17 protein-coding genes are annotated in these 26,758 nt (G+C 71.8%); 10 read left to right on the top strand and 7 right to left on the bottom strand.

The genetic code is table 11. The features are described 5' to 3' along the window. Window positions 1-41: 41 nt before the first annotated feature. Complete coding sequence (ngcE, locus tag IE274_RS10660; RefSeq protein WP_190115419.1) at window positions 42-1,490, bottom strand: N-acetylglucosamine/diacetylchitobiose ABC transporter substrate-binding protein; 1,449 nt, start codon at window positions 1,488-1,490, stop codon at window positions 42-44. A gap of 586 nt (window positions 1,491-2,076) precedes the next feature. Between ngcE and IE274_RS10655 the strand changes: the two genes are divergently transcribed. The 5 genes from IE274_RS10655 to IE274_RS10635 all read left to right on the top strand — a co-directional run bounded on the left by IE274_RS10655 (window position 2,077) and on the right by IE274_RS10635 (window position 12,110). Next, on the top strand, window positions 2,077-3,414 hold the full coding sequence (locus IE274_RS10655; RefSeq protein ID WP_190115418.1) for a KAP family P-loop NTPase fold protein: 1,338 nt from the start codon (window positions 2,077-2,079) through the stop codon (window positions 3,412-3,414). Then, the gene (locus IE274_RS10650) at window positions 3,404-5,200 is read left to right on the top strand and encodes a hypothetical protein (protein ID WP_190115417.1); all 1,797 of its coding nucleotides are present in this window, start codon (window positions 3,404-3,406) and stop codon (window positions 5,198-5,200) included. The genes IE274_RS10655 and IE274_RS10650 overlap by 11 nt, the downstream gene beginning before the upstream one ends. A 159-nt stretch (window positions 5,201-5,359) precedes the next feature. Further along, window positions 5,360-9,265: a GH92 family glycosyl hydrolase gene (locus IE274_RS10645; protein WP_190115416.1), complete on the top strand. Its 3,906-nt coding sequence runs from the start codon at window positions 5,360-5,362 to the stop codon at window positions 9,263-9,265. Between the two features lie 121 nt (window positions 9,266-9,386). Further along, window positions 9,387-10,079 (top strand): DUF7019 family protein, encoded by a 693-nt coding sequence (locus IE274_RS10640; RefSeq protein ID WP_190115415.1) that lies wholly within the window; start codon window positions 9,387-9,389, stop codon window positions 10,077-10,079. Then, window positions 10,080-12,110 (top strand): HEAT repeat domain-containing protein, encoded by a 2,031-nt coding sequence (locus IE274_RS10635; protein ID WP_190115414.1) that lies wholly within the window; start codon window positions 10,080-10,082, stop codon window positions 12,108-12,110. Window positions 12,111-12,144: 34 nt separating this feature from the next. On the opposite strand, the gene IE274_RS10630 is transcribed toward IE274_RS10635, so the two are convergent. Beyond that, a complete protein-coding gene (locus IE274_RS10630) occupies window positions 12,145-13,590 on the bottom strand; it encodes an MFS transporter (protein WP_190115413.1) in 1,446 nt (481 codons plus the stop codon). A 121-nt stretch (window positions 13,591-13,711) separates the two neighbouring features. Here IE274_RS10630 and IE274_RS10625 point away from each other — a divergent pair, with 121 nt between their 5' ends. Together IE274_RS10625 and IE274_RS10620 are read left to right on the top strand one after the other, a co-directional pair. Then, window positions 13,712-14,032, top strand: coding sequence for an ArsR/SmtB family transcription factor (locus IE274_RS10625; protein WP_190115412.1), 321 nt, complete (start codon window positions 13,712-13,714; stop codon window positions 14,030-14,032). 118 nt (window positions 14,033-14,150) lie between these two features. Beyond that, a complete protein-coding gene (locus tag IE274_RS10620; protein ID WP_190115411.1) occupies window positions 14,151-14,540 on the top strand; it encodes a VOC family protein in 390 nt (129 codons plus the stop codon). Between the two features lie 70 nt (window positions 14,541-14,610). On the opposite strand, the gene acnA is transcribed toward IE274_RS10620, so the two are convergent. Then, on the bottom strand, window positions 14,611-17,337 hold the full coding sequence (acnA, locus tag IE274_RS10615; protein ID WP_307822160.1) for an aconitate hydratase AcnA: 2,727 nt from the start codon (window positions 17,335-17,337) through the stop codon (window positions 14,611-14,613). 278 nt (window positions 17,338-17,615) lie between these two features. Beyond that, complete coding sequence (locus IE274_RS10610) at window positions 17,616-18,644, bottom strand: LacI family DNA-binding transcriptional regulator (RefSeq protein ID WP_190115409.1); 1,029 nt, start codon at window positions 18,642-18,644, stop codon at window positions 17,616-17,618. A 239-nt stretch (window positions 18,645-18,883) separates the two neighbouring features. On the opposite strand from IE274_RS10610, the gene IE274_RS10605 reads away from it, so the two are divergent. The 3 genes from IE274_RS10605 (at window position 18,884) to IE274_RS10595 (ending at window position 24,064) form a co-directional block, all read left to right on the top strand. Beyond that, window positions 18,884-20,806 (top strand): amidohydrolase, encoded by a 1,923-nt coding sequence (locus IE274_RS10605; protein ID WP_229909449.1) that lies wholly within the window; start codon window positions 18,884-18,886, stop codon window positions 20,804-20,806. Between the two features lie 208 nt (window positions 20,807-21,014). Continuing rightward, on the top strand, window positions 21,015-22,544 hold the full coding sequence (locus IE274_RS10600) for a UDP-N-acetylglucosamine 1-carboxyvinyltransferase (RefSeq protein ID WP_190115408.1): 1,530 nt from the start codon (window positions 21,015-21,017) through the stop codon (window positions 22,542-22,544). A 68-nt stretch (window positions 22,545-22,612) separates the two neighbouring features. Then, complete coding sequence (locus IE274_RS10595; protein ID WP_190115407.1) at window positions 22,613-24,064, top strand: hypothetical protein; 1,452 nt, start codon at window positions 22,613-22,615, stop codon at window positions 24,062-24,064. A 93-nt stretch (window positions 24,065-24,157) separates the two neighbouring features. Here IE274_RS10595 and IE274_RS10590 read toward each other — a convergent pair whose 3' ends face one another. The 3 genes from IE274_RS10590 to IE274_RS10580 form a co-directional block, all read right to left on the bottom strand. Next, on the bottom strand, window positions 24,158-24,994 hold the full coding sequence (locus tag IE274_RS10590; protein WP_190115406.1) for an alpha/beta fold hydrolase: 837 nt from the start codon (window positions 24,992-24,994) through the stop codon (window positions 24,158-24,160). A gap of 78 nt (window positions 24,995-25,072) precedes the next feature. Further along, window positions 25,073-25,471 carry a RidA family protein gene (locus IE274_RS10585; protein ID WP_190115405.1) on the bottom strand — a complete coding sequence of 133 codons (399 nt, stop codon included), beginning with the start codon at window positions 25,469-25,471 and terminating at the stop codon, window positions 25,073-25,075. Then, window positions 25,468-26,751: an acyl-CoA dehydrogenase family protein gene (locus IE274_RS10580; protein ID WP_229909448.1), complete on the bottom strand. Its 1,284-nt coding sequence runs from the start codon at window positions 26,749-26,751 to the stop codon at window positions 25,468-25,470. Before IE274_RS10580 ends, IE274_RS10585 begins: the two co-directional genes overlap by 4 nt. Window positions 26,752-26,758 lie beyond the last annotated feature (7 nt).

Genomic DNA, 26,758 nt, shown 5'->3' with positions numbered 1-26,758 from the left:
GGCCGCGCCGCCCGGCCCCGGCCGGCGGCTGACGACGACTACTACTTCCGCTTCGTGTCCGGGTTCTTCGCTGCTTCCTTGTCGACCGCCGCCTGGCAGCGCTCCAGCCACTTCTTGGGCGTGATGCGCTTGGCCATCAGCTCACCGGTGGCGTTCTGGATGGCGACGTCCAGCTCGCCGTACCACTCCGAGTAGCGGAAGTTGAAGCGCTCGTCGACCGGACAGGCGTCGACGGCCGCGAGCGCGGTCTTGATGCCCGGGCGCAGCTGCACGCTCTTGTCCACGTACTCGGGGCCGATCACGGACAGCGAGCTGGCCTCCTTGGCGAAGGCGGTGGCGCCCTCCTTGGACAGCATGCGGCGCAGGAACTCCAGGCCCCCCTGCACGTTCTTCGCCTTGGACGGCACGATGAAGGGCTCGTCGGCGCCGGTGCGCAGGGCGTGCAGCTTCATCTTGGAGTCGGGCAGCAGGGGCAGCGGCAGGAACGTCATCTCGAAGTCGTCCGGCGTCTGCTTGGCCTGCTCGTTCTCCAGCCAGGAGCCGGAGGGGATGAAGACGGCCTTGTACTCGTTCCACTTGGTCTGGGCCTCGGTGTGCTCCAGGGAGTTGGTGCCCGGCATCAGCAGGCCCTTCTCCACGATCTCGTACACCGCCTCGATGGCGCGCTCGGCGGCCGGGTTGCCGACGAAGGCCTTCTTGTCGAGGTTGTCGATCGCCTTCACGGCGTCCATGCCGCCGGTCTTGGCGATCAGGTCCATGATCACGATGTTCATGTAGTACGGGTACTTGCCCTGGTGGGCGAGGCCGCCGATGCCCTTGGACTTGGCGTCCTTCATGATGTCCAGGAGCTCGTCCCAGGTCTTCGGGACCTTCCAACCGTGCTTCTTGAACAGCTTGTTGGAGTACCACAGGCCCCAGGTCGCGTAGACGTAGAACAGCGCGTGGAACTTGCCGCCGAAGGTGCCCTGCTCGATGGTGCCGGGCAGCATGATGTCGCGGATCTTCTTGCTCGGGTCGTCGATGGACGGCGCGTCGAGCAGTTGGGTGAGGTCGGTCAGATGACCTTCCTTGTGCAGGGTGTCCAGCTTCATCTTCTTGGAGCCGGAGTCGTCGACGACGTCCGGCGGGTTGCCCTTGTTGAAGCGGGGCTGGAGCTTGCCGGTGACGTCCTGCTCGCCGCTGTGCGCGACGGAGCCGCCGTACTTCTTCTCGTAGCTGGCCTCCCACGCCTTGGCGTAGGCGTCGCCGTAGCCGCCCTTGAAGATGAAGACGTCGAGGTCGTTGTCCTTGGCGACGCCGAAGGGGTTGTCCTTCGTCTTCTTGACCGTCTTGGCCTTGTCGTTGTCATCGCCGCCGCCGGAGGCGCAGGCCGAAAGGAAGCCCATCGTCGGTACGGAGATGATGCCGAGCGCGGCCGCGCGCTTGATCAGATCTCGTCGGCCGACGCCGTCGCTGCCGGGCGTGCCGGTGGTCCCAGGTGTGGATCCCATGCTCAAGTCCTCGCCTTCTTCCAGGACTCAGGCGGTGAACCGGATCCTCCCCGGCACCGCGGAGTTGTGAAGCTGGGGTCGTGCGATGGTGCGGTGGTGTCCGGCCGGACCGGTGAGAGACAGATGCTCGACGGGGCGATCCCCGGCCGCGTGAACCCCGGGTCCGCCGTCGGTCGAACGGCTGCCGCGCCGGTCGATCGGGCTACCCGGACGCCGACAGGTATAGTCCACTCACGGTCGGGCAAGCAAGATCGAATGCAGGTTTGGACTGCAGGCTTTTCCGAGTTGAGACCTCCCGGAGACGTGCCGCTTCTCCGGTCCGGATACACGTATCACGCCGAGCGCGGGCGCCATTGAGGACAGGGCCGGGGGTAACCCCCGAGCAGGATGCGGCGTCCCTCTCGCGCGCCATGAAAGTCCGTACCAATGGGGAATCGGACCGGCCCTTTCGGGAAGCCCATCGGCACCGCCCTCATTTCCGGATACTTCGGCGAACTTCGCGCCCAGAAGGGCCGGTTCGGGCACCATGAGTGGTATGCCGCTGGCAATCAGTCACGGTGGCTGATTCGCGGCGCATGGGGGGCTCATGCTGCTGACCGACAACCCGATCCAGGGCGCGGACGGGGACCGCTACGGATTCCGGGCCCACGCCGACGTGCTCTGCGCGGCGATCGTCGCCACCGAGGACCTGCCGCTGACCGTCGGGGTCTTCGGGCCCTGGGGCACGGGCAAGTCCAGCTTCATGAAGGTCTGCCAGGACCTGCTGCGGAAGCGCTCCGTCCCGACCGTGTGGTTCAACCCCTGGAAGTACGACCAGAAGGACGAGATCTGGCACGCCCTCATCCAGAGCGTGCTCACCGAGATCGCCCAGGACCTGGAGGAGCGGCGGCTGAAGGGGGACCTGGCCCTGCGCGAGCGGATGGCGGGCGCCCTGGAACGGATCCGGCGGCTCAGCCAGGCCGCGGCCTGGCTCCTGGCCCGACGGGCCGCGGGCCCGCTCACCGCGGGTGTCGTCACCGCCGACGACGTGGCCGCCGCGCAGACCGCGCTCACCGAACCGGGCACGGAGACCTATCTGCACGTCAACCGCTTCGAGGAGGACTTCAAGGAGGTGGTCGCCACCTACACCGACGGCGGCCGCCTCGTGCTGTTCATCGACGACCTGGACCGCTGCACCCCGGACGCGGCGATCACCGTCCTCGACTCCCTGAAGCTGTTCCTCGGCGAGGGGGCCTGCGCGTTCGTGCTCGCCATGGACTACCAGGTCGTCGCGGAGGCCGCCGCCCGGCGGTTCCACAGCGAGAACCCGGACGAGGCCCGGGGGCGGCAGTATCTGGAAAAGCTCATCCACTTCCCGTACCACCTGCCGGGGGTCTCCTTCGAGTCCATCGTCCGGCACCTCCAGCACAAGATCACCGACACCCGGCTCGCGGGCTCGCAGGAGCTGTGGGAGCTGGTCGAGGTCGCCTTCGAGGCCAACCCGCGGCGCGTCCGCCGCTTCGTCAACGGTCTGAACCTGACGGCCATGAGCCTGCGCCTCAACCCGGACGACCCGCCCTCGCGACGGCTGCTCCTGCACGCGGGCACCCTGCTCGCCCTGCGCATGAAGCACCCGGGCTTCTTCACGGCGCTCCAGTCCGACCCCGGCGTCTGGACGCGCTTCGACGACTCCGAGTACTTCAAGACGGACCTGAGCGGCCAGGACCGGGCGCTCGCGGCGGCGAGCCCGGGGGTGCGGCGGCTGCTCGCGGCCGTCTCGTTCCGGCGCTCGGGCTTCGAGTTCCCCGACCCGCCGAGCCCGACCGAGATCAGGCTCCTCACCCAGGTCCTGACGGTGACCGGCGGCCCGCCGAACGGCGCCGCGGCCACCTCGTCGAGCGCCGCCGACGGGACTCCCGGAGAGGGTCCCGACCATGCCGCATGACCTGGAACGCGACGTCCGGTACGCGGTCGGCCTTGACCTCGGCGACGGCGAGAGCTCGCTGTGCTGGCTGGAGACGACCGGGCAGGGCCCGGCGGAGGTGCACGTCCGCGGCACGGAGGGGACCGCGATCGTCACCGCGCTGGGGCGTGTGCCCGGGCGGCCCGACGACTTCGCGGGCGCCGACACCGACCTCGCCTACCAGGTCGTCATCGGCGAGGACGCCGTCCTCGCCAAGAACTGCGTGCACTTCAGCGTCAACTTCAAGAACCGCCACCAGCACACCGACCTGCAGGCGGTGCAGTTCGCCCAGGTGTTCCTCGCGGAGTTCTTCGCCGAGCATCCCGAGGTGCACGAGGACTGCGTCGTCCACGTCGGCCACCCCGCGGGCTGGAACCGCCGCTCGGTGCAGGCCTACCTGCGCCAACTGCGGGTCATGGACGTGCCGGTGCGCCTGGTCGCCGAGTCCCAGTCGGCCCTCGTGCACGTCCGGGACCGCCGGGCCGGGCGCCGGAACGGCGGCGGGCTGGACCGGGTCCTCGTCGTCGACGTGGGCTCCTCCACGACCGACTTCACCGTCGTGGAGGACCTCAAGCCGAGGAACCTGCCCGTGGGCGCCGAACTGGGCTGCCGCGAGATCGACACCGCCGTCGCCCGGATCGTGCGCGCGGACTTCAAGGACACGGCTGAGTTCACCGCGGCGCTGGAGCGGGACGGCGGCCCCGACATGCTGACGCTGGTCTGCCGCCGGGCCAAGGAGGCCCAGTTCACCGGCACGGACCTGCGGGTGCAGGAGCTGCGGTCCGGCTGCGCCCGCGAGTTCGCGCCGCTGGTCTCGCTGAGCGTGGAGCGGCTGCGGTCGGTCGACATACCGGAGCGCGTCGTCCGGGCCCCCGGCGGCTGGGCCGAGCGCTTCGCGGAGATGCTGACGGAGGTACGCGGCCTCCTCGGCGCGACCGTGCCCGAGCTGGTCGTCCTCACCGGCGGCGGCTCCCGGATGCCCGTCGTCCGCGAACGGTGCGTCGCCGCGTTCCCCGAGGCCGTCGTGGAGCACGCCGCGGAGCCCTCGCTCTCGGTGACCCGGGGGCTCGCGAGCATCGGGCGGCACAGCGTCAACGTGGCCCGGTTCCGCCGCGACATCCAGGCGCTCCAGGACGGCCCGGAGTTCCAGGAGGCGATCCGGGCCGGGCTGCTCGACGCGTTCGACCAGGCCAAGAACTCCCTCCTGGCCCGCCTCCTGGAGCGGGCGGGACGCGTCGACGCCGACGGGGAGAAGGACCTCGACGCGCTGATCCGCGAACTCACCGATCTGGACGCGGTCCTGGCCGAGCTGCGCGCCACGCTGGAGGCCGCGCTGATCCCGATGGTGCTCGACATCTGCCGCTCGTACGGCATCCGCGACGAGGAGTTCGCGCTGGACATCGCGCTGCCCGAGATCATCGGTACGGCCATCAGCCGCCGCATCCGCGCCCTGTGGCGGGTGCTGCGCAACTCGCAGGGGGCGCTCTGGGCCGCCACCAGGGTGCCGCAGTTGGGCCTGATGCGGCTGCGGAGCGCGATGCGAGCCGGGGCCACTCCGGCGCAGATGGCCGCGCTCGTCGCCGGGATGGCCGCGATCGTCGCGCTGCCGAAGGGCGCCGAACTCGCCGCCCGCCAGCTCATCAGGACCACCCTCAACAACGCCGAACTCGACCCCACCGAGGTGGACCGCCTGGTCACCGACGTCGCCGAGCGGATCAGCGCGCAGATGGACGACCGCGCGCGGGAGGTGGAGCGCTTCCTCGTCTGATCCCGGCGAGCCCTGTTCTCCCTCGTCTCTCCCCCGTCGCGGCAGCCTCCGGGAACCCGCTACAACCCCCTTGACACCACTGCCCACTTACCGCCCTACTGGACCCTGCGCAGCCACTGACAACGTTGTCCGGACAGTTGCTTGGAGGGGACTCAGGGGATGGGACACAGACCTCGGGGACACAGACCGCGCTGGGCCTTTGCCCAGCTCGCGGGCGGGGCGGGGCACCGGCGCCGCGCCACCGCCGCCGTCGGCATCACCGCCCTCGCGGTGCTCGCCGCCTCGCAGGGCGCCGCCGTGGCCGGGCCGGAACAGGCGCCGCGGGCGGCCGAGGAGTTCAGCTCCTCGTTCGAGAAGGACGACGCCCAGCCCGACTGGCTCAACACGGTCGAGACGGGGCCCGACGGCAAGAAGAAGGCCGGTGGGGTCAACGGCGGCTTCGGCGCCGGGATTCCGGGGAGCGTGAACGACCACATCGTGGAGGTGCGGGCGAGCGCCGAGAACACCGGGGGCGGTGAGACCAAGGAGAACCTGACCGACGGCGAGACGTCGACGAAGTGGCTCACCTTCAAGCCGGCCGGCTGGGTGGAGTTCGACCTGGACGCGCCCGCGAAGGTCGTGACGTACGCGCTCACCTCCGCCAATGACCACGCCGAGCGCGACCCCAAGGACTTCACGCTGCAGGGGTCGACGGACGGCAAGGACTGGAAGGACCTCGACACCCGCAAGGGCGAGAAGTTCGACGGCCGCTTCCAGACCAAGAAGTACGCGTTCGAGAACGCGACGGCGTACTCCCACTACCGCCTGGACATCACCGCCAACAACGGCGCGGGCGACGCCCTCCAGCTCGCCGACGTGCACCTGTCGACCGGCGGCGGCGACAACCCCGCCCCGCCCGACGACATGCTGAGCCTCGTCGACCGCGGCCCCCTCGGGTCCCCGACCGCGAAGGCCCGCGCCGGGTTCACCGGCAAGCAGGCGCTGCGGTACGCGGGCACGCACACGGCCGAGCGGCGCGGGTTCTCGTACAACAAGGTCTTCGACGTGAACGTGAAGGTGGGCCGGGACACCGAGCTCGGCTACCGCGTCTTCCCGTCCATGGACGACGAGGACTTCAAGAAGTCGCCGTACGACGCCACCAACGTCGCCGTCGACCTCGCGTTCACGGACGGCACCTATCTGAGTGACCTCAAGGCCACCGACCAGCACGGCTTCCCGCTGACCCCACGCGGGCAGGGCGACGCGAAGGTGCTCTACGTCAACCAGTGGAACGACGTCGCGGCGCGCGTCGGTGAGGTCGCCGCCGGCAAGACGGTCGACCGGATCCTGCTGGCGTACGACTCGCCGAAGGGCCCGGTGAAGTTCCGGGGCTGGGTGGACGACGTGTCCCTGGCGGAGAAGGCGCCGCCGAAGCCCAAGGCGCACCCCTCCGACTACGCCTCCACCACGCGCGGCACCCTGTCCAGCGGCGGCTTCTCGCGCGGCAACACCTTCCCCGCGACGGCCGTCCCGCACGGCTTCAACTTCTGGACGCCGGTGACCAACGCGGGCAGCGTGGACTGGCTGTACGACTACTCGCGGCGCAACAACGACGACAACCTGCCGACGCTGCAGGCGTTCAGCACCAGCCACGAGCCGAGCCCGTGGATGGGCGACCGGCAGACGTTCCAGGTGATGCCGTCGGTGGCGGCGGGCACCCCGGACGCCGACCGCGGCAAGCGGGCGCTGCCGTTCCGGCACGCGAAGGAGACGGCGAAGCCGCACTACTACGGCGTGACGTTCGAGAACGGCCTGAAGGCCGAGATGACGCCGACCGACCACGCGGCGATGCTCAAGTTCACCTATCCCGGTGACGACGCGAGCGTGATCTTCGACAACATCGAGAAGACGGGCAACACCACCCACAAGGTCGGCCTGACCCTCGACAAGGAGAAGGGGATCGTCTCCGGCTACTCCGACGTGAAGTCGGGCCTGTCGACCGGCGCGACCCGCATGTTCGTGTACGGCACCTTCGACCGCCCCGTCACGGACGGCGGCAAGCTGACGGGCGGCGGCACCACAGACGCCACCGGCTACTTCCGCTTCTCGCCCGGCAAGGACCGCACGGTCACCCTGCGCCTCGCCACGTCCCTGCTCGGCGTCGACCAGGCGAAGGCCAACCTGGACGCGGAGATCCCGGCGGGCTCGTCCTTCGCGAAGGTCAAGGACAAGGCCCAGAAGCAGTGGGACGACATCCTCGGCCGCGTCGAGGTGGAGGGCGCGAGCGAGGGCCAGCGGACGACCCTGTACTCCAGCCTGTACCGGCTGTACCTGTACCCCAACTCCGGCTTCGAGAAGGTCGGTTCGACGTACAAGTACGCCTCGCCGTTCACCAAGCAGCCGAACCCCGACACCCCGACCCACACCGGCGCCAAGATCGTCGAGGGCAAGCCGTACGTGAACAACGGCTTCTGGGACACCTACCGCACGACCTGGCCCGCGTACTCACTGCTCACCCCGAACAAGGCCGGTGAGCTGGTCGACGGCTTCGTGCAGCACTACAAGGACGGCGGCTGGACCTCGCGCTGGTCCTCGCCGGGTTACGCGGACCTGATGACCGGCACCTCGTCCGACGTGGCGTTCGCCGACGCCTATGTGAAGGGCGTCAAGGGCTTCGACGCGAAGGCGGCGTACGACGCGGCGGTGAAGAACGCGACGGTCGCGCCGGACCAGTCGGGCTACGGCCGCAAGGGCATGACGTCGTCGCCGTTCCTCGGCTACACCCCGTCCGAGACGCACGAGGGCCTGTCGTGGGCGCTGGAGGGCTACCTCAACGACTACGGCATCGCGAAGATGGGCGAGGCGCTCTACAAGAAGACGGGCAAGAAGCGCTACAAGGAAGAGGCCTCCTACTTCCTCAACCGCGCCCGTGACTACGTCAACCTCTTCGACTCCAAGGCCGGGTTCTTCCAGGGCAAGGACAAGAAGGGCGACTGGCGCGTCCCCTCGGACAAGTTCGACCCGCGCGTCTGGGGTCACGACTACACCGAGACCAACGCGTGGGGCTACGCCTTCACCGCCCCGCAGGACTCCCGCGGCCTCGCCAACCTGTACGGCGGCCGCAAGGGACTGGCGAAGAAGCTCGACACCTACTTCTCGACGCCGGAGACCGCGTCGCCGGAGTTCGTCGGCTCCTACCCGGGCGTCATCCACGAGATGACGGAGGCCCGCGACGTGCGCATGGGCATGTACGGGCACTCCAACCAGGTCGCCCACCACGCCGCGTACATGTACGACGCGGCCGGGCAGCCCGCCAAGACCCAGGAGAAGGTCCGCGAGGTCATGTCCCGGCTCTACACCGGAAGCGAGATCGGGCAGGGCTACCACGGTGACGAGGACAACGGCGAGCAGTCGGCCTGGTACCTGTTCTCCGCGCTCGGCTTCTACCCGCTCGTCATGGGCAGCGGCGAGTACGCCATCGGCTCCCCGCAGTTCACGAAGATGACCCTGCACCTGGACAACGGCCGCGACCTGGTCGTCAAGGCGCCCAAGAACAGCGCCGAGAACATCTACGTCCAGGGGCTCAAGGCCAACGGCAAGTCGTGGAAGTCGACGGCGCTCCCCCACAAGGAGATCGCCCGCGGCGGCGTCCTGGAATTCGACATGGGCCCGAAGCCGTCCGCCTGGGGCACCGGAAAGAACGCCCAGCCGGTCTCCGTCACGGACGACGACAAGGTCCCCTCGCCCCGCGAGGACGCCACGAAGGTCGAGGGCGAACTGTTCGACAACTCCTCGGCGACCTCCGCCGACGCGGCGTCCGTGGTGGTGCCGGTCACCGGCCGCACCAAGGCCGTCCAGTACACCCTCACCTCGGCCGACCGGGCCAAGGCCCCGCGCGGGTGGATCCTCCAGGGCTCGCCCGACGGCGAGAAGTGGAAGACCGTCGACAAGCGCTCCGGCCAGTCCTTCGCCTGGGACCAGCAGACCCGCCCGTTCACGGTGAGCAAGCCCGGTTCGTACCAGAAGTACCGCCTGGTGTTCACGGGTGGGCGGGGCACGCTGTCGGAGGTGGAGTTGCTGCGCTGAGCTGAGCCACACCCGAAGCAGGCCGCGCCCCGACTCACCCACTCCCCCCTTGGCGAGTCGGGGCGCGGCCTGCTTCGCCCGGTGGTGCGGGGCGGAACGGCGTGTGCGATGCTGCGGACCCATGCTTCGGTACTACGTGTACGTCTCCACCGCCAAGGTGGACATGCTGTACGGGCAGATCCCGCCCAAGCTCCTGCGGCGGCTCGCCGTCGAGGCCAAGGTCGACCTGAAGGTCGTGAGCGTGGCCGTGCAGTCGCCGCGCGCCGACACGAGTGCGTACGACCGGCTCGACCTCGTAGAGGCCTATCTGGACCGGGAGTTCGACGTCAGCTGGATGTCGGAGCCCACGGCCTGGTTCCGGGGGGATCTGGGGCTGCGGATCGCGGGGTACGGCGGCGACGCGAACAGCCCGACGCTCATGACGGGCCGCGACGGTGACACGGTCGTCGCGCTCATCGGGTCGGCGCACCATCTGATCGGCTATCAGGCGGCGCCCGACATGCACCGGGTCGGCTTCTCGGGACTGCCGTCGATATTCCGGCTGCTTCAGGACATGCCACCCGAGTGGGAGGGCCAGTTCGATGTGCGCTGGCGGGGCCGGATGCCGGACCGCGTGAACGTGACGCACGACGTGCTCCGCTGCGCCGAGTCGTTGACGGTGCCGCCGGTGTACTGCGAGTTCCTGGCACGGCAGTTGATGCGCGGCACCGTGACGCGGGAGGACGGGCGGGAGCTGACGGTCGTCGTCGGGACGCCGCTGTACGTGGCGATGTCGGACCGGGTGCCCGAGGGCCCCGAGCACGGGGAGGCCTGAGTGGAGGGGGCGTCGTCGGTCGCCGATCTGGTGCGGATGCGGATGGACGGCGACGTCGCGGGACTGTGCCGGGCCACGCGGTCCGAGGTCCACGACATCCGGGTGGACGCCACCATGATGCTCGGCGGCAGCACGGGTTCACCGGAGGTCGTCGAGGCACTGTTCGCCTGCCTGCGGCGGCGGGACGAGCAGTACCCCGGGCTGCGGTGGCAGGCTGCCGTGGCGCTGGGGAAGCTGCGGGAGCGCCGTGCGGTCCCCGAACTGCTGCGGATACTGATCGAGGAGCGTGACACTCGCGAGCAACTGGACGAGCCGACGGTCGGGGCCCTGGTCGCCATCGGTGGACCGGAGGCCGTCCGTGGACTCGTCGGCCTGTGCGACCAGTTGGCGACCGGCCGCGGGTACTGGACGGTGCGGGTGCTCGACGCGCTGGCCCGGCTGCGGCCGCCCGAGGCCGTGACTCCCCTGCTCGCCGCGCTCTGGGGCTACCTGCCGGAGCGCGCGGAACGCGTCGTACGGACGCTCGGTGCGATCGGGGACCCGCGCGCGGCCTCCGCCCTCCTCGTCCTCGCGCACTCCCCCGCCCCGGGCACCCAACTGCGCGGGACCGCGGTCGCGGCGCTGCACGCACTGCCCGACGCCGACTGGCCGCCCACCCACCACTGGCCGCCCGTCGAACGCCTCCTCCACGCCCCACAGCGCGACCCGGACCCCGAAACGGCCCGCGTCGCGACCGTCCTGCTCTCCAGAACCGAGGACGGCCGGGACCACCTGTGGGGCGTCCTCCGCACGGCGGCAAGCGACCCGCACCACCCCGACTGCCCGCCCCACGCCGTGGCCGCCGTCTGCGCTCGGGTGGCGGAACGGCCCGGCCTCTTCGACGCACCGGACCCGGGCGACTACCACGCCCTGCTCCGGCACCACCTGCGCGAGTCGGCGGTTCCGGCCGTGCGCCGGGCCGCCGCCCGGGCCCTCGCCGCGTACGCGCGCGCCGACGCGAGCGAGGCCCTGCTGGAGGCGCTGGGTGACGCGCGCATCAGCGACGACGTGGCGAACGCCGTCGCCCGTCTCCCCAAGCCGCCGCTCCGGGAACTCCTGGACCTGCTCACCGGCACGGACCACACTGTTGCCCAACAGCGCGGCGCTACAAGGGCGTTGGGTGCCGCCGGGCACACGGCGGCCGCTCCGGCGCTGCTGGCCGTCCTGTCGGACGACGCGGCCCCGACAGCGCTGCGCAGCGCCGCCGCGGAGGCGCTCGGTGCCCTGCGACCCCCGGAGGCCGCCGCGCCCCTCGCGGCCCTCGCCGAGGACGAGGAGGAACCCGGCACCCTGCGCGCCCACGCGGTGCGGGCCCTCGGTCTGATCGGCGCACCGCACACCTTCCCGGTGGTGCTCGCCTGCGCGGGCTCGCCGCACGAGGCGGTGCGGGCGCGGGCGGTGCCGGCGTTGGGCGGGTTCCCGATGGCGGAGGCCGCCCGGGCGCTCGGGGAGTTCGTCTCGCGCAGTGCCGAACCGCAGGGCGTCGAACCCGACGTGGCCCGCGCCGCCGTACACGCCCTGGGCCGGATCGGCGCCCCGGCGCTGCCCGTCCTCGTCGCGCTCGCCGGCATCGCGGACGACCTGAGCGAGAACCTGGCCGACCGGCTCGTCGCCGCGCTCGCCGCCCGCCCCGAGGCCGAGGCGACCGCCGTCCTGGGGCGGCTCGCCACGTCACCCTCCGCTCGGAATGCCCGGGGCACCAAGCCCGGCGAGGGACGGCTCTCCGCGTCGCGCCCGGTGAGGGAGGCCGTGGCCACCGCTCTGAGCGAGCGGGCCACACCCGAGTGCGTCGCCCCCCTGGCCGCCGTCCTCGCCACCGACATGGGGTCCGGAATCCGCGAGGCCGCCGTACGCGCCCTGCTGAGGATCGGCACCGACGAGGCACACGAGCACGTGCTGGCGCACTGCTACGCGGCCACGCATCTCTACAGCTGGCACGTCGAAGCGCTGGACGTCATCGCCGAGGCCCGCGGGATCAGGCTCGGGCCATAGGCCCCCTCTCTCCCCCGAGGCGCCCGCGCCCGACTCACCGGTCCTCGCTCCGCGCGCGCCCGCCCAGCAGCGCGAAGACGACCAACCCGAGCACCAGGCAGATCGCCGCGAGCCCCCACAGGACCAGGTGGAACGCGGAGTCGTACGACCGTGACGCGGTGAGCGTCGTGAGGACCGAGCCGTACAGCGCCACCGCGACCGCCTCGCTGCCGAGCCGCAGCGTGTTGAGGAAGCCCGCGGCCATACCCGCCTTCGCGGGGTCGACCAACGCCAGGGCCTGGCCGTCGACGAGCCCGGCGGCGAGGGCCATGCCCGCGCCGGTGACGATCATCGGCAGGGCGACGACGCCGACGGAGACGTCGGGGCCGAAGACGGTGAGGGCGGCGTCGCCGACGACGAGGGCGCCGAGGCTGACGTAGATGATGGTGAGCGGGGAGACGCCACGGGCCACCGACTTGGCGGCGAGCAGCGGGAAGACGAGCATCGGCGCGGTGAGCAGGACCATGATGAGGCCCGCCGCGCCGGTGCCACGCCCGGTCACCTCCGTCAGATAGGTCGGCAGGTACGTGAGCATCGTGACGAAGCCGAACGATCCGGCGACCGGGACCAGGCACAGCGCGAGGAAGTGGCGGTTGCGCAGCAGGCTCAGGTCGAGGAGGGGGTGTGCGCGCCGCTTCTCCACGGAGCCGAAGACGGCCAGTGCCACGACCGCGCCCGCGAAGAGCCCGAGGACGCCCGCGCTCCCCCAACCCCACTGGGAACCCTGCACGATGGCGGTGGTGAGCAGCACCATGGCGACGACGAAGACCGCGCTGCCGGGGACGTCGATCTTCGCGCCGGTGCGGGGCGTCGGCGGCACCGCCCGCGCGATGACCGGCACGGCGAGCAGGACGACGGCGAGCGCCACGGCATGCAGCGCGAACACCCAGCGCCAGCTCACCGTCTGCAGCAACACCCCGGAGAGGGACGGCCCGACCGCGATGCCCACGCCCGCCACGGTCCCGAACAGCGCGAACGCCTTGGCCCGCGCCGGACCCTCGTACACCGTCGAGAGGATCGCGGCGCCGCACGAGAAGATCGCCGCGCCGCCGACGCCCGCCAGCGCCCGGGCGGCGTCGAGCAGCAGCACGTCGGAGGCGAGGGCGCTGCCGAGCGAGGCGACGGCGTAGACGGCGGCACCGGCCGCGAAGGCCTTCACCCGGCCGACGACGTCGGCGACGGAGCCCCAGACGAGGGTGAAGCAGGCGAACGCGACGTTGAACGCGTTCACCACCCACTGGAGCGGGGCGGCCCCGGCTCCCGTGTCGGCGCCGATGCCGGGGAGGGCGACGGCGGTGCCGGAGATGGACATGGGGACGACGAAGACGGCGAGGAGGATGGCGGCGAGAGGGAGGACGCGGGGCTCGGGGGCGGCGGCCGCGGGGCTCGCCTCGGCAGCGGGTTCCGCGGGGGCGGGCAGGGTCGACGACGATTCGGGCATGGCGAGGAGACCTCCAGGAGGTGTGAGGTTCGGTTTGGATCGAACCTGACCTTGGCACGCACAGGAGGTACGATGCAAGTAGAACCTGTTGTCCCGAGCCGATCGAAAGGACCGAGCCGCCATGCCGGACGAAGACGGCCACCCCCGGCCCGACGAGATGGACCTGCGCACGGTCCTGCACGCGCTCGCCGACCCGCTGCGCTTCGCTGTGATCGCCCAGTTCCTGCGCGAGCCCGAGGAAGCCGAACGCACCTGCGCCTACTTCCAGTTGCCGGTGTCGAAGTCGACGACGTCGCACCACTTCAAGGTGATGCGGGAGGCGGGCCTGCTCCGCATGGTCGACAACGGCAACAGCCGCTCGGTGGTGCTGCGCCGCAGGGAACTGGACGCCCGCTTCCCGGGATTGCTCGCACTGGTGGGCGCCGAGCCCGCACACGACTGACCGAAGGAACGCGCTCGACAGCGCGCGCCGCCCCTGCCTAAGATCCCCGGCAGCATCGCGTGCCGGTCACCGCCTGGGTGAGGCATGGAGGTGCGGGACATGCCCATGGAGGCATTCCTTGCCGGTCCAGCTCAATCACACGATCGTCCACGCCCGGGACAACCGGGAGTCCGCAGAGTTCTTCACCGACCTGCTGGGACTCGACATCACCGCGGAATGGGGCCCGTTCATCGCGGTCGACCTGAACAACTCGGTCACCCTGGACTTCGCCACGATCCCCGCCGAGTCCCTCACACCGCAGCACTACGCGTTCCTCGTCTCCGAGGAGGAGTTCACCGCGGCGTACGAGAAGATCGAGGCCCGCGGCGTCGAGCACTGGGCCGACCCGCACCAGAAGGTGCCGGGCGAGATCAACACCAACGACGGCGGCCGAGGCGTCTACTTCCTGGACCCGTCGGGCCACGCCATGGAACTGATCACGGTCCCGTACGGCGGCTGGCCCGTCTAGCGCAAAAGGCCGGAGGGCCGCACCCCGTCCGGTGGACGGGGTGCGGCCCTCAACCGCTGTGCGCCGCCGCTTACTTGCGGATCAGCGAGCGCAGCACGTACTGCATGATGCCGCCGTTGCGGTAGTAGTCCGCCTCGCCGGGGGTGTCGATGCGCACGACCGCGTCGAACTCGACGCCGGTGTCGGTGGTGACCTTCACCGTGCTCGGGGTGGTGCCGTTGTTCAGCTCGGTGACGCCGGTGAAGGAGAAGGTCTCCTCGCCGGTCAGGCCGAGGGTCTCGGCGGACTGGCCCGCCGGGAACTGCAGCGGCAGGACGCCCATGCCGATGAGGTTCGAGCGGTGGATGCGCTCGTACGACTCGGTGATGACGGCCTTGACGCCGAGGAGCGCGGTGCCCTTGGCGGCCCAGTCGCGGGACGATCCGGAGCCGTACTCCTTGCCGCCCAGGATGACCAGTGGGGTGCCCTGCTCGATGTAGTTGCGCGAGGCGTCGTAGATGAACGACACCGGAGCCGCGTCAGCGGTCGCGGCCTGGGTGAAGTCGCGGGTGTAGCCGCCCTCGGTGCCCGGCGCGAGCTGGTTGCGCAGGCGGATGTTGGCGAACGTGCCGCGGATCATGACCTCGTGGTTGCCGCGACGGGAGCCGTACGAGTTGAAGTCGCGGCGCTCGACGCCGTGCTCCGTCAGGTACTTGCCCGCCGGGGTGTCGGCCTTGATCGCACCGGCCGGGGAGATGTGGTCGGTGGTGACCGAGTCGCCCAGCTTGGCGAGGACGCGGGCGCCCGTGATGTCGGCGACCGGGGTCGTCTCCATCGTCATGCCCTCGAAGTAAGGGGGCTTGCGGACGTACGTGGACTCGGTGTCCCACTCGAAGGTGTTGCCGGTCGGGATCGGCAGCGCCTGCCACTGGGCGTCACCGGCGAACACGTCGGAGTAGGACTTGTTGAACATGTCCTCGCCGATGGAGTTGGCGACGACGTCGTTGACCTCGGCCTCGGTCGGCCAGATGTCGGCGAGGAAGACGGGCTTGCCGTCCTGGTCGACGCCGAGCGCGTCCTTGGTGATGTCGACCTTCATCGAACCCGCGATGGCGTACGCGACGACCAGCGGCGGCGACGCCAGGTAGTTCATCTTGACGTCGGGGTTGATGCGGCCCTCGAAGTTCCGGTTGCCGGAGAGGACCGAGGTGACCGCGAGGTCGTGGTCGTTGACGGCCTTGGAGACCTCCTCGGGCAGCGGGCCCGAGTTGCCGATGCAGGTGGTGCAGCCGTAGCCGACGAGGTTGAAGCCGACCTTGTCGAGGTACGGGGTGAGGCCCGCCTTGTCGAAGTAGTCGGTGACGACCTTCGAGCCCGGGGCGAGGGTGGTCTTGACCCACGGCTTACGGGTCAGGCCCTTCTCGACGGCCTTCTTCGCGACGAGCGCGGCGGCGACCATCACGTACGGGTTCGACGTGTTGGTGCAGGACGTGATCGCGGCGACCGTGACGGCGCCGTGGTCGATCTCGTACGTCGAGCCGTCGGGGGCCGTGACGGTGGTCGGGCGGGACGGCACGCCGTTCGACGTGGCCGGGGCGTCGGAGGCCGGGAAGGACTCCTTGCCCGCCTCCTCGTCCTCGGAGACGTAGTTGCGGACGTCCACGGCGAACTGCTGGGCGGCGTTCGCGAGGACGATGCGGTCCTGCGGGCGCTTCGGTCCCGCGATCGACGGGACGACCGTGGAGAGGTCCAGCTCCAGCTTCTCGGAGAAGTCCGGCTCGGCGGCCGGGTCCAGCCAGAGGCCCTGCTCCTTGGCGTACGCCTCGACGAGCGCGACCTGCTGCTCGGAGCGGCCGGTCAGCTTCAGGTAGTTCAGCGTCTCCCCGTCGATCGGGAAGATGGCAGCCGTCGAACCGAACTCGGGCGACATGTTGCCGATGGTGGCGCGGTTCGCCAGCGAGGTGGCGGCGACGCCCTCGCCGTAGAACTCGACGAACTTGCCGACGACGCCGTGCTTGCGCAGCATCTCGGTGATCGTGAGCACGAGGTCCGTGGCGGTGGTGCCCGGCTTCAGCTCGCCGGTCAGCTTGAAGCCGACGACGCGCGGGATGAGCATGGAGACCGGCTGGCCCAGCATCGCGGCCTCGGCCTCGATGCCGCCGACGCCCCAGCCGAGCACGCCGAGGCCGTTGACCATCGTGGTGTGCGAGTCGGTGCCGACGAGGGTGTCGGGGTACGCCTGGCCACCCCGCACCATGACCGTACGGGCCAGGTGCTCGATGTTGACCTGGTGGACGATGCCGGTGCCCGGCGGGACGACCTTGAAGTCGTCGAACGCGGTCTGGCCCCAGCGCAGGAACTGGTAGCGCTCCTTGTTGCGGCCGTACTCCAGCTCGACGTTCTGGCCGAAGGCGTCCTTCGTACCGAACTTGTCGGCGATGACGGAGTGGTCGATGACCAGCTCGGCCGGGGAGAGCGGGTTGACCTTCGCCGGGTCGCCGCCCAGCTCCTTCACGGCCTCACGCATCGTGGCGAGGTCCACGACACACGGCACGCCGGTGAAGTCCTGCATGATCACGCGGGCCGGCGTGAACTGGATCTCCTGGCTCGGCTGCGCCTGGGAGTCCCAGGAGCCGAGCGCGCGGATGTGGTCGGCGGTGATGTTCGCGCCGTCCTCGGTGCGGAGCAGGTTCTCCAGGAGAACCTTCAGGCTGTAGGGAAGGCGTGCGGAGCCCTCGACCTTGTCCAGCTTGAAGATCTCGTACGACTCGTCGCCCACGCGCAGCGTGGCGCGGGCGTCGAAGCTGTTCGCCGACACGACAGTCTCCTTCATATATGTGCGCAGTCCACCGCATCCTGCCGCTACGACTTCTCGCCGATCCGCTAAGGTAAGGCTAAGTTAGGTAACCCTTACCGATCGGACTCGATGATGGCGTGCGGCCGCGGCGCGCCTCGGCAGATATCTCGATGTCGAGATAACTCTAGTACATGACCCGCCGTGGCGACGAGGCGCGCCCCGCTGCCCTGTCACAGCGGAGGTCCGGCGTGCGCTGATGCCGGGTGCGGGTCGGGTGGGCCCTCATGTCGAGCGTGCGCTCATCGCGGCGGGCGCGCCTGCGGGGCGCGGGGGCGGGAGGTCCGTCCGGACGAGGTCCGCACGTGGAGTGCCGCCGGTACGGCGGTCGGGCCGGGGGCCGGCGGGTGGGCGCCCTCGACCAGGGCGACCAGGCGGGCCACGGCCGCGCGGGCCATGAGTTCCGGGTTGAGGCTCACGGTGGTGACGGGCGGCGCGGTCTCCGCGTACCCCGGATCCTCGCTCGCGCACACCAGGAGCAGGTCCTCGGGGATCCGCAGTCCGTGGCGGCGCGCGGCCGCGAGGAGCTGGCGGCCGCCCGGGTCGTACGCGGCGTACACGGCGTCGGCGCGGTCGGCGCCGGTGAGCAGCCCGTCGAAGGTCCGGCCCTCGGTGTCGGCCTCCTCGAACCGCACGGCGCGGGCCGCGACGCCGTGCGCCGCGCACCACTCCTCGTACGTCTCCGTCACCACGCGCGCGTACGTCTCGGTGCCGCTGCCCGACTGCAGGGCGATGCGCCGGGCACCGGCGGCCGTCAGGTGGTCAAGGACCTGGCGGGTGGTGGCGGTGTGGTCGTTGTCGATCCAGTGGTCGCCCTCGTGCACGTCGCCGGGGACGCCGTCGAAGACCAGCGGGATGCCGCGGGCGCGCAGGGCCCGTGCCATCGGGTCGCCCGGCGGGCTGTCGGCGATGAGCATGCCGTCGACGGCGAGCGTGTGCCAGGCGGCGTCGGCGACGCGGTCGGCGGGCAGCGTGGTGAGCGCGTAGCCGTGCGCGTGGGCGGCGGCGGTGGCCGCGGTGACGGCGCGCGCGAAGTAGGCGATCTCGGTGTAGTTCCACGGGCCCGGGAACGTGGTGACGGCGATGCCGAGGGTGCGGGTGCGCGGGCCCGTGCGCGGGGCGCCGTAGCCGAGGGCGGTCGCCGTCGCGCGGACCCGGCGCCGGGTCGCGTCGGCGAGCCGCCCGGTGCCGTTGAGCGCGTGCGAGACGGTCGCGGTCGACACCTCGGCGGCGCGCGCGATGTCGGCGAGGGTCGGTCCGCTGTCCGGCACGCGGACATCGTACGGACGGGGGGCCGCGAGGGAAGGGGGGCGGCGGAAAGAGGGTGCGGCGGAAGGGGGGTACGGCGGAGGGGGGTGCGGGCGTGGGTCGCGCGGGCGTGCGGGCGTGCGGTCGGGGATCTCGCGTGTGCGGGGCTGCGGAATTCGTCGTTCGGGGTGGGTTCTGGTTAACGGGTTACTCACGCAGCGTGCGGTCACGACCCAGCCGACGTATGCGCCTTGGAGTGACCATGCCTGCCGAGCCGTCCGCACCGCCCGCGCCGAAGCCGCCGAACGCGCCGACGCCGCCGTCTTCGGGACTCGCCCGGCGCAGTCTGCTCGCCGCCGCCGGTGCCGTCGGGGCCACCGGACTCGTCGCCGCGGCCGGCGCCCCCGCCTCCGCCGCCGCCCCGGCCGCGCGCGGACCCCGCCGCGCCGCCGCGCTCGTGGTGCACGACGCGCGGGTGTTCACCGGCGTGCGCGGGTCCGGGCCCGCGCGGGCGGTCGCCGTCGGGCGGGACGGGCGGATCCTCGCGGTGGGGTCGGACGCCGAGGTGCGGCGGTTCGCCGGACGGGACACCGAGGTCGTCGACGGGCACGGCGGCAGCCTGCTCAGCGGGATCCACGACGGGCACGCCCACCCGACGGACGCGGCCTCCCGGTCGCTCCGGCCGTCGCTCGACGGGGCCGAGCAGACCGCCGAGGACCTGCGGAAGACCCTCACCGGGTTCCTGAAGGACACGTCCGGCGACGAGCCCGACGGGTGGCTGGTCGTGGAGGACTGGAACCCGGTGGGGCTCCTTCCGCGCGGCACCGCCCCGCACCACTCGATGCTCGACGCCCTGCCCACCCGCCGCCCCGTCGTCCTGCGCGGCGGCGACGGCCACAACATGTGGGTCAATCAGCGCGCGCTGGACATCGCGAAGATCACCGCCGCTACGCCGGACCCCATCGGCGGCAAGATCGTCAAGGGGCCGGACGGCAAGCCGACCGGCGTGCTCAAGGACGACGCCCAGCCCCTGGTGTCCCGGCACATCCCCGAGCCCGACGAGGCCGCGCTCGTGGCCGCCGCCGCGAAGGTGTTCGCCGAGGCGGCGGCGTCGGGGATCACCACGTTCATGGAAGCGGTGACGGGCGCGGAGGAGCTGGCCCTGTACCGGGCGCTCGCCGCGGCGGGCAAGCTGCCGCAGCGGATCGTGCCCGCACTCCGGCTCACCTCCGAACAGGCCAAGGACCCGCGCGGTGCGGTTGCGTACGCGAAGAAGCTGCGCGCCGACTTCGACGGTGTGCGCGGGCTCCGGTTCGGCACCGTCAAGGTCTTCCTCGACGGCGTCATCGAACATCCGGCGCAGACCGCCGCCCTCCTCAAGCCGTATCTGGACAAGGACGGCAAGCCCACCGACCACCGGGGCGACCTGTATGTGTCGGCCGCGGACTTCGGACGGCTCACCGCCGCCTGCAACGCCGAGGGCTGGCAGCTGCACGCGCACGCCATCGGCGACCGGGCCGTGCGCACCGCCCTCGACGGCTACGCCTACGCGCTGCGCCGGACCGGCCGCCGCGACGTCCGCAACACCATCGCGCACCTGCAGCTCGTCGACCCGGCCGACCTGCGCCGGTTCGCCGAACTCGGCGTCGTCGCCTGTATGCAGCTGCAATGGGCGACACGGAACGCCTGGACGGTGGACGCGCTGCTCCCCTACCTCGGCGCGGCGCGCCACCGCTGGCTGTACCCGGCGCGCGGCCTGCAGTCGCACGGCGCGCGGCTTTCGGGTGGCTCCGACTGGCCCGTCGATCCGCTCCAGGTGTGGAACCAGGTGCGCACCGCCGTCGACCGGCGCGGCACGGACGCCGAAGGAGAGGGCGACCTCTACCGCGCCAAGGAGGGCATCAGCCGCACGTCGTCGCTGCTCATGCACACGCTCGGCGCCGCGCGACAGCTTCGTATGGCGCATCTCACCGGAACCGTCGAGGCGGGCAAGCAGGCGGATCTGGTGCTGCTCGACCGTGATGTGACGCGGTGTCCGGTAGCCGACATCAGCGGCGCCGAAGTGCGGCTCACGCTCGCCGGAGGCACAGTGGTGCACGACGGCGAGTCGCCGTCGGGGCGCGCGGCCGCCGCCCGGGTGACGCGGGCGGCGGGCCGGCCGCGCGGGTCGTGCGGCTGCGGCTGACCGCCCGTGACCTCGGTCGGCTTCGGCCGACCGGGCGCCGGGCGCGGCGGACGACGCGCCCGGCGCCCGGTGCGGCCCGGCTCAACTCCCGGGCGCCGGGCGGCTCCCGCGGGCGCGAGCTGGCCCCGCGCTCCGCTCGATACCGGTCACTCCACCAATGGCCCACCCCAACGCTTACGCCATCTCATATCTGAGATAGCCTGCACCCATGGCAGACGACTACCTCGTACGCATCGGCAAGCTCATTCGTGACGCCCGGCAGCACCGCGGCTGGACTCAGGCGCAGTTGGCCGAGGCGCTCAACACCAGCCAGAGCGCCGTCAACCGCATCGAGCGGGGCAACCAGAACATCAGCCTTGAGATGATCGCCCGTATCGGCGAGGCGCTCGACAGCGAGATCGTCTCGCTGGGCTATGCCGGGCCGATGCATCTGCGGGTCGTCGGCGGCCGTCGCCTCTCGGGCTCGATCGACGTCAAGACGAGCAAGAACGCCTGCGTCGCCCTGCTGTGCGCGTCGCTGCTGAACAAGGGCCGCACGGTGCTGCGCCGCGTCGCCCGCATCGAAGAGGTCTACCGCCTCCTCGAGGTCCTCAACTCCATCGGCGTGCGCACCCGCTGGATCAACGACGGTGTCGACCTGGAGATCGTGCCGCCCGCGCAGCTCGACATGGACGCCATCGACGCGGAGGCCGCCCGCCGCACCCGCTCGATCATCATGTTCCTGGGCCCGCTCCTGCACCGCATGGACCACTTCAAGCTGCCCTACGCGGGCGGCTGCGACCTCGGCACCCGCACCATCGAGCCGCACATGATCGCGCTGCGCCGCTTCGGCCTGGACATCGCCGCGACCGAGGGGCTGTACCACGCGGAGGTCGCCCGCGACGTCACGCCCGACCGTCCGATCGTGCTGACCGAGCGCGGCGACACCGTGACCGAGAACGCCCTGCTCGCCGCCGCCCGCAGCGACGGCACGACGGTCATCCGCAACGCCTCCTCCAACTACATGGTCCAGGACCTGTGCTTCTTCCTGGAGGCGCTCGGCGTCAAGGTCGAGGGCATCGGCACCACCACGCTGACCGTGCACGGCGTCCCCACCATCGACGTGGACGTGGACTACTCCCCGTCGGAGGACCCGGTCGAGGCGATGAGCCTGCTGGCCGCCGCCGTCGTCACCGAGTCCGAACTGACGGTCAAGCGGGTGCCGATCGAGTTCCTGGAGATCGAGCTCGCGGTCCTGGAGGAGATGGGCCTCGACCACGACCGGTCGGCGGAGTACGCGGCGGACAACGGCCGCACCCGCCTCATCGACCTCACGGTGCGCCCCTCCAAGCTGGAGGCGCCCATCGACAAGATCCACCCGATGCCCTTCCCCGGGCTCAACATCGACAACGTCCCCTTCTTCGCGGCCATCGCGGCGGCGGCGCAGGGCAAGACCCTCATCCACGACTGGGTCTACGACAACCGCGCGATCTACCTCACCGACCTCAACCGCCTCGGCGGACGCCTGCAGCTCCTCGACCCGCACCGGGTGCTCGTCGAGGGCCCGACGCGCTGGCGCGCCGCCGAGATGATGTGCCCGCCCGCGCTGCGGCCCGCCGTGGTGGTGCTGCTCGCGATGATGGCGGCCGAGGGCACGTCGGTGCTCCGCAATGTGTACGTGATCAACCGCGGCTACGAGGACCTGGCGGAGCGGCTGAACTCGGTCGGCGCCCAGATCGAGACGTTCCGGGACATCTGAGGCGCCCTGGCCGGTGGTTACCGGCCGGCGCTGGAGTCCGGGCGGGTCCCGGTGTGAAGGTGTGCCCCATGCCTGCTCGCACCGTGACCCGCCCGTTCGCCGTCTGCGCCGCGCTCGCCCTCCTGGCGGGGTGCGGCGGGTCCGGTGCCGACGGGTCCGGCACGTCGGGCGGGAACGCGTCCGCCGCGCGCGCCCCGGACGTCGTACCGACGAAGAGCCGCCCGCCGAAGCCCGGTCGCGGCTCCGCCGACCCCGACGACATCAACGGCGACGGACACCGCGACCTGCTCATGAAGGCGGCGGTGCCCTCGCCCGGACAGCAGGGCGGCCCGCCGCCCGCCGTCGCCGTGGTCTTCGGCTCCGCGCGCGGCCTGGACCCGACGACCCGCACCGTGTACACGTCGCGCGAGCTCGGGCTGCCCGCCGCCGAACCCCCGTCGACCGAGGCGCCGCTCCCCGACACGACCGCCGACCTGGACGACGACGGCTTCCCTGACTTCGTCACCCGGGGCGGCGAGGACGTGCCCGCGCAGGAGCGGGGTCCCTCCGGCCTGGCGCAGCGCGGTGTCGAGTACGTGACGTGGGGCGGCCCGGCCGGACCCCGGCGCGCCGGGGCAGCGACCCGGCTCCGACTGCCCGCGCAGGACGCGGCGGAGGGTTACAGCGGGACGGTGCGCGGCGACTTCGACGGCGACGGGCGCCACGACCTGGCGGGGCTGCGGGCGGACGGCACGTCCGTGGCGCTGCTGTTCGGCCCGTTCTCCCGGGCGGGCGCGGCGGCGCGCACGGAGCGGCGCCCGCTGGCGGACGCGGGCCCGGCGTCGTACGGCACCCTCTCCGCGGACGAACCGCCCGCAGCGGGCAAGCCGCGTACCACCGGCGTGTACGTGCACTACGGCAACGACGGCGAGCAGTCCGCGGGCGAGTACTTCGCCGCCCGCTCCGACGGCGGCCTCGCCGCCACGAGCCGTACCGTGCGCAAGGGCAACGGCCACGCGTTCGGCGACTTCGACGGCGACGGCACCCGCGATCTCGCCGTCGGCGACGACGGCGAGCGCAACGACGAACCCGGCGCGTCCAAGGAGAGCGCCGACGTCCACGGCAGTTACGCCGTCTACCCGGGCGGAGACGGCACCGTGCGCACGTACCGGGTGCCCAGGATCGCCCGCCTGGGCTCGTACACGGCCGTCGACCCCGACGGCGACGGCCGCGACGCGCTCCTGCGCGACCACCCGCGGACCCCGGTCCTCATCGACCGCGACCGCCGGACCGGCCGGCTCGTCCGCAAGCCGCCCGCCCGGGTCGACGGCATGCGCGTCCCCGCCGCCAGCGGCTGGAAGCAGGTGCACGCCGCCGCCGACTTCGACAGCGACGGCAAGGACGAGGTGGTCCTCTCCTGGACGTGGACGAAGCTGCAAGGGACGTACGGGTCGACGCCGACGCACTGGTGGCTGACGGATGGCGTGAGCGCGCGGGACGACGCGGTGTTCTCGTCGCGGAAGTTCGCACCGCGGGCGTGAGATCCGCCGAGGCCTCGCGAGGTCCGGCCCGGCCGGGTCCCGTGCGGTCCGATCAGATCCCGTGCGGTCCGGTCGGACCGCGCGAGGTCCGGTTCACTTCTCGTCGGCGAACTCCCGGATCGCGTCGGCCGGTCCGTCCGGACGGTCGAGGGGGATCAGCGTGCCGCAGTCGTCCAGCTCGACCAGGCGTCCCCGGGGCAGCAGCGTGGCCAGGCGGCGGCCGTGCTCGGGCGGCATCATGCGGCCCTGCCTGCCCCAGACGACCAGGGCGGGGCGGTCGTAGGCGCGCAGGCCCTCGACGGCCGCCATCAGGTCCGTCTTGCTGACGGCCCGCAGATAGTCGACCAGCACGCGGCGCGCGACGGGGTTCTTGCGCAGTGGTTCGATCCAGCCGTCGATGAGGTCGTGCGGCACGGGACGGTGCGCCATCACGGCATACCCCGTGCCGGGCACGCGGCGCAGCGGGCGGACGGCGAGCCCGTGCGCGAGCAGCGCGATGCCCCCGGGCATCCGGGACGCCACGTCGAGCAGCTTGCCGCCCGCGCCCGGCGGACAGTTGTCGAAGGCCTCGCAGCCCGCGATCACCAGCCGCCCCAACCGCTCGGGCCGCTCCGCGACCAGCTGCTGCAGCCGCCCGCCGTCGTTCTCGACGAACACCGTCTCGTCCCCGAGCCCGAGCGCGTCCGCGAACTCCCCGACGAGCAGCGCCATCGTGCGCGGCGTGAGCCTGGCGCCGGGCTTCAGCGGTACGCGATGGCTGCCGTACGAGAGCGTCGGCACCAGGCAGCGGAAGGGGGCGCCGAGCCGGTCGACGACGTGCTGCCAGACCGTGCCGTCCTGGGCGGGCCCGTGCACCAGGACGACGGGCAGGCCGTCACCGCCGCTGTCGTCGTACGCGACGGGGCCCACGCCGAGTTCGGTCTGCGGCATGCGGCTCGCTCCTTGCCCACGGAGGCACGGCCGGCGGGAACGAGCGCATGGCGCCGCCCCCGGCCGGGTCCGGGCAGGTCAGTCGAGCACGGCGATCCCGTCCAGCTCCACCAGACACTCCTCGTCCCACAGCCGCACCGCGCCGATCACGGCCATCGCCGGATAGTCGCGGCCCGCCAACTTCTTCCAGATCCGGCCGAGTTCGGGGGCGTGGGCGCGGTAGTCGGCGACGTCGGTGGCGTACACCGTGACGCGGGCGAGGTCGGCCGGGGTGCCGCCCGCGGCGCGCAGGGCGGCCAGGAGATTGGTGAGCGCCAGCTCGAACTGCTCGGGCAGGCCCCCGCCGTCGACCTTGCCCTCGGTGTCGAGGGCGGTCTGCCCGGCGAGGAAGACGAGGCGGCCGCCGGTGGCGACGACGGCGTGCGAGAAGCCGGTGGGCGGAGAGAGGTCGGCGGGGTTGAGTCGGTCGAGGCTCATGCGGTGGTGCGCTCCTTCGCGGTCGCGGTCGTCGCTGCGTTCGCCGGGTCGACTGCTGTCCCGGCGGCCGGATCGACTGCTGTCCCGGCAGCCGGATCGGCGGACCCGGCCCCTCTCGGCTGCTTCCCTCCCGACGCCGTCTCGCCCGAGGCCGTCCCGTCCGGCTCCCTCCCGTACAACTCCTTGGCGATGACGGTCCGTTGGACCTCACTGGCGCCCTCGTAGATGCGCGGCGCCCGTACCTCGCGGTACAGGTGCTCCAGCAGATGGCCGTGGGCCAGGGCGCGGGCGCCGTGCAGCTGGACGGCGGTGTCGACGACGAACTGGGCGGTCTCCGTGGCGAACAGCTTCGCCATCGCGGCGCGCCCCGGGACGTCCGGTTCGCCGCGGTCGTACGCCGCCGCGGCCGCGTACACGAGCAGCCGTGCCGCCTCCGTGCGGGTCGCCATCTCGGCCACCTGGTGGGACACCGCCTGCAGGTCCTTGAGCTTGCCGCCGAACGCGTCCCGCCCGGCGGTGTGCGCGAGCGTGGCGTCCAGGGCGGCCTGGGCCATGCCGACGGCGAAGGCACCGACGCTGGGGCGGAAGCGGTTGAGGGTGGTCATGGCGACGCGGAAGCCCCGGTCGGGCTCGCCGAGGGCGTCGTCGGCGCCGACGCGGACGCCGTCGAAGGCGAGGGTGCCGATGGGGTGCGGCGAGAGCATGGCGAGGGGGGCGCCGGTCAGACCCGCGCGGTCGGCGGGGACGAGGAAGGCGGTGACGCCGCGGGCGCCCGCGTCCGGGGTCGTCCGGGCGAAAACGGTGTAGAAGTCGGCTTCGGGCGCGTTCGAGATCCAGGACTTCTCGCCGGTCAGGCGCCAGGTGGCGGGGCCGTCGGGCACGGCGGTCAGGGCGAGGGCGGCCGCGTCGGAACCGGCGCCGGGCTCGGAGAGGGCGAAGGCGGCGACGGCGCGGCCCGCGCGGGTGGCCGGGAGCCAGCGGTCGCGCTGGGCCGGGGAGCCGTAGGTGTGCACGGGGTGGGCGCCGAGGCCCTGCAGGGCGAGGGCGGTCTCGGCCTCCGTACAGACACGGGCGAGGGACTCGCGCAGCAGGCACAGTTCGAGCGCGCCGGAGTCGAACAGGCCGTCCAGGAGGCCGAGTTCGCCCAGCTCCTGGACCAGCGGGCGGTTCACGCGGCCCGGCTCGCCCTGGTCGGCGAGGGGGAGCAGCCGCTCGGCGGCCAGCTCCCGGAGCCGTTCACATCGGGCGATCTCTTCCGGATTGAGCGAGAATGCGGTCATCCCGGTC

This window comes from Streptomyces flavofungini (assembly GCF_014650815.1).
GTDB lineage: Bacteria > Actinomycetota > Actinomycetes > Streptomycetales > Streptomycetaceae > Streptomyces > Streptomyces flavofungini.
Note: the sequence above shows the minus strand (reverse complement) of the source record. Positions and strands in the feature narration are given on the sequence as shown.

Excerpts from the sequence above, each read along its gene's own strand:
- IE274_RS10640 (WP_190115415.1), top strand. The coding sequence starts at position 9,387 with ATGCTTCGGTACTACGTGTACGTCTCCACCGCCAAGGTGGACATGCTG.
- IE274_RS10655 (WP_190115418.1), top strand. The coding sequence starts at position 2,077 with ATGCTGCTGACCGACAACCCGATCCAGGGCGCGGACGGGGACCGCTAC.
- IE274_RS10605 (WP_229909449.1), top strand. The coding sequence starts at position 18,884 with ATGCCTGCCGAGCCGTCCGCACCGCCCGCGCCGAAGCCGCCGAACGCG.
- IE274_RS10645 (WP_190115416.1), top strand. The coding sequence starts at position 5,360 with ATGGGACACAGACCTCGGGGACACAGACCGCGCTGGGCCTTTGCCCAG.
- IE274_RS10585 (WP_190115405.1), bottom strand. The coding sequence starts at position 25,471 with ATGAGCCTCGACCGACTCAACCCCGCCGACCTCTCTCCGCCCACCGGC.
- IE274_RS10580 (WP_229909448.1), bottom strand. The coding sequence starts at position 26,751 with ATGACCGCATTCTCGCTCAATCCGGAAGAGATCGCCCGATGTGAACGG.
- IE274_RS10590 (WP_190115406.1), bottom strand. The coding sequence starts at position 24,994 with ATGCCGCAGACCGAACTCGGCGTGGGCCCCGTCGCGTACGACGACAGC.
- IE274_RS10595 (WP_190115407.1), top strand. The coding sequence starts at position 22,613 with ATGCCTGCTCGCACCGTGACCCGCCCGTTCGCCGTCTGCGCCGCGCTC.
- IE274_RS10630 (WP_190115413.1), bottom strand. The coding sequence starts at position 13,590 with ATGCCCGAATCGTCGTCGACCCTGCCCGCCCCCGCGGAACCCGCTGCC.
- IE274_RS10650 (WP_190115417.1), top strand. The coding sequence starts at position 3,404 with ATGCCGCATGACCTGGAACGCGACGTCCGGTACGCGGTCGGCCTTGAC.
- IE274_RS10625 (WP_190115412.1), top strand. The coding sequence starts at position 13,712 with ATGCCGGACGAAGACGGCCACCCCCGGCCCGACGAGATGGACCTGCGC.
- IE274_RS10600 (WP_190115408.1), top strand. The coding sequence starts at position 21,015 with ATGGCAGACGACTACCTCGTACGCATCGGCAAGCTCATTCGTGACGCC.
- ngcE (WP_190115419.1), bottom strand. The coding sequence starts at position 1,490 with ATGGGATCCACACCTGGGACCACCGGCACGCCCGGCAGCGACGGCGTC.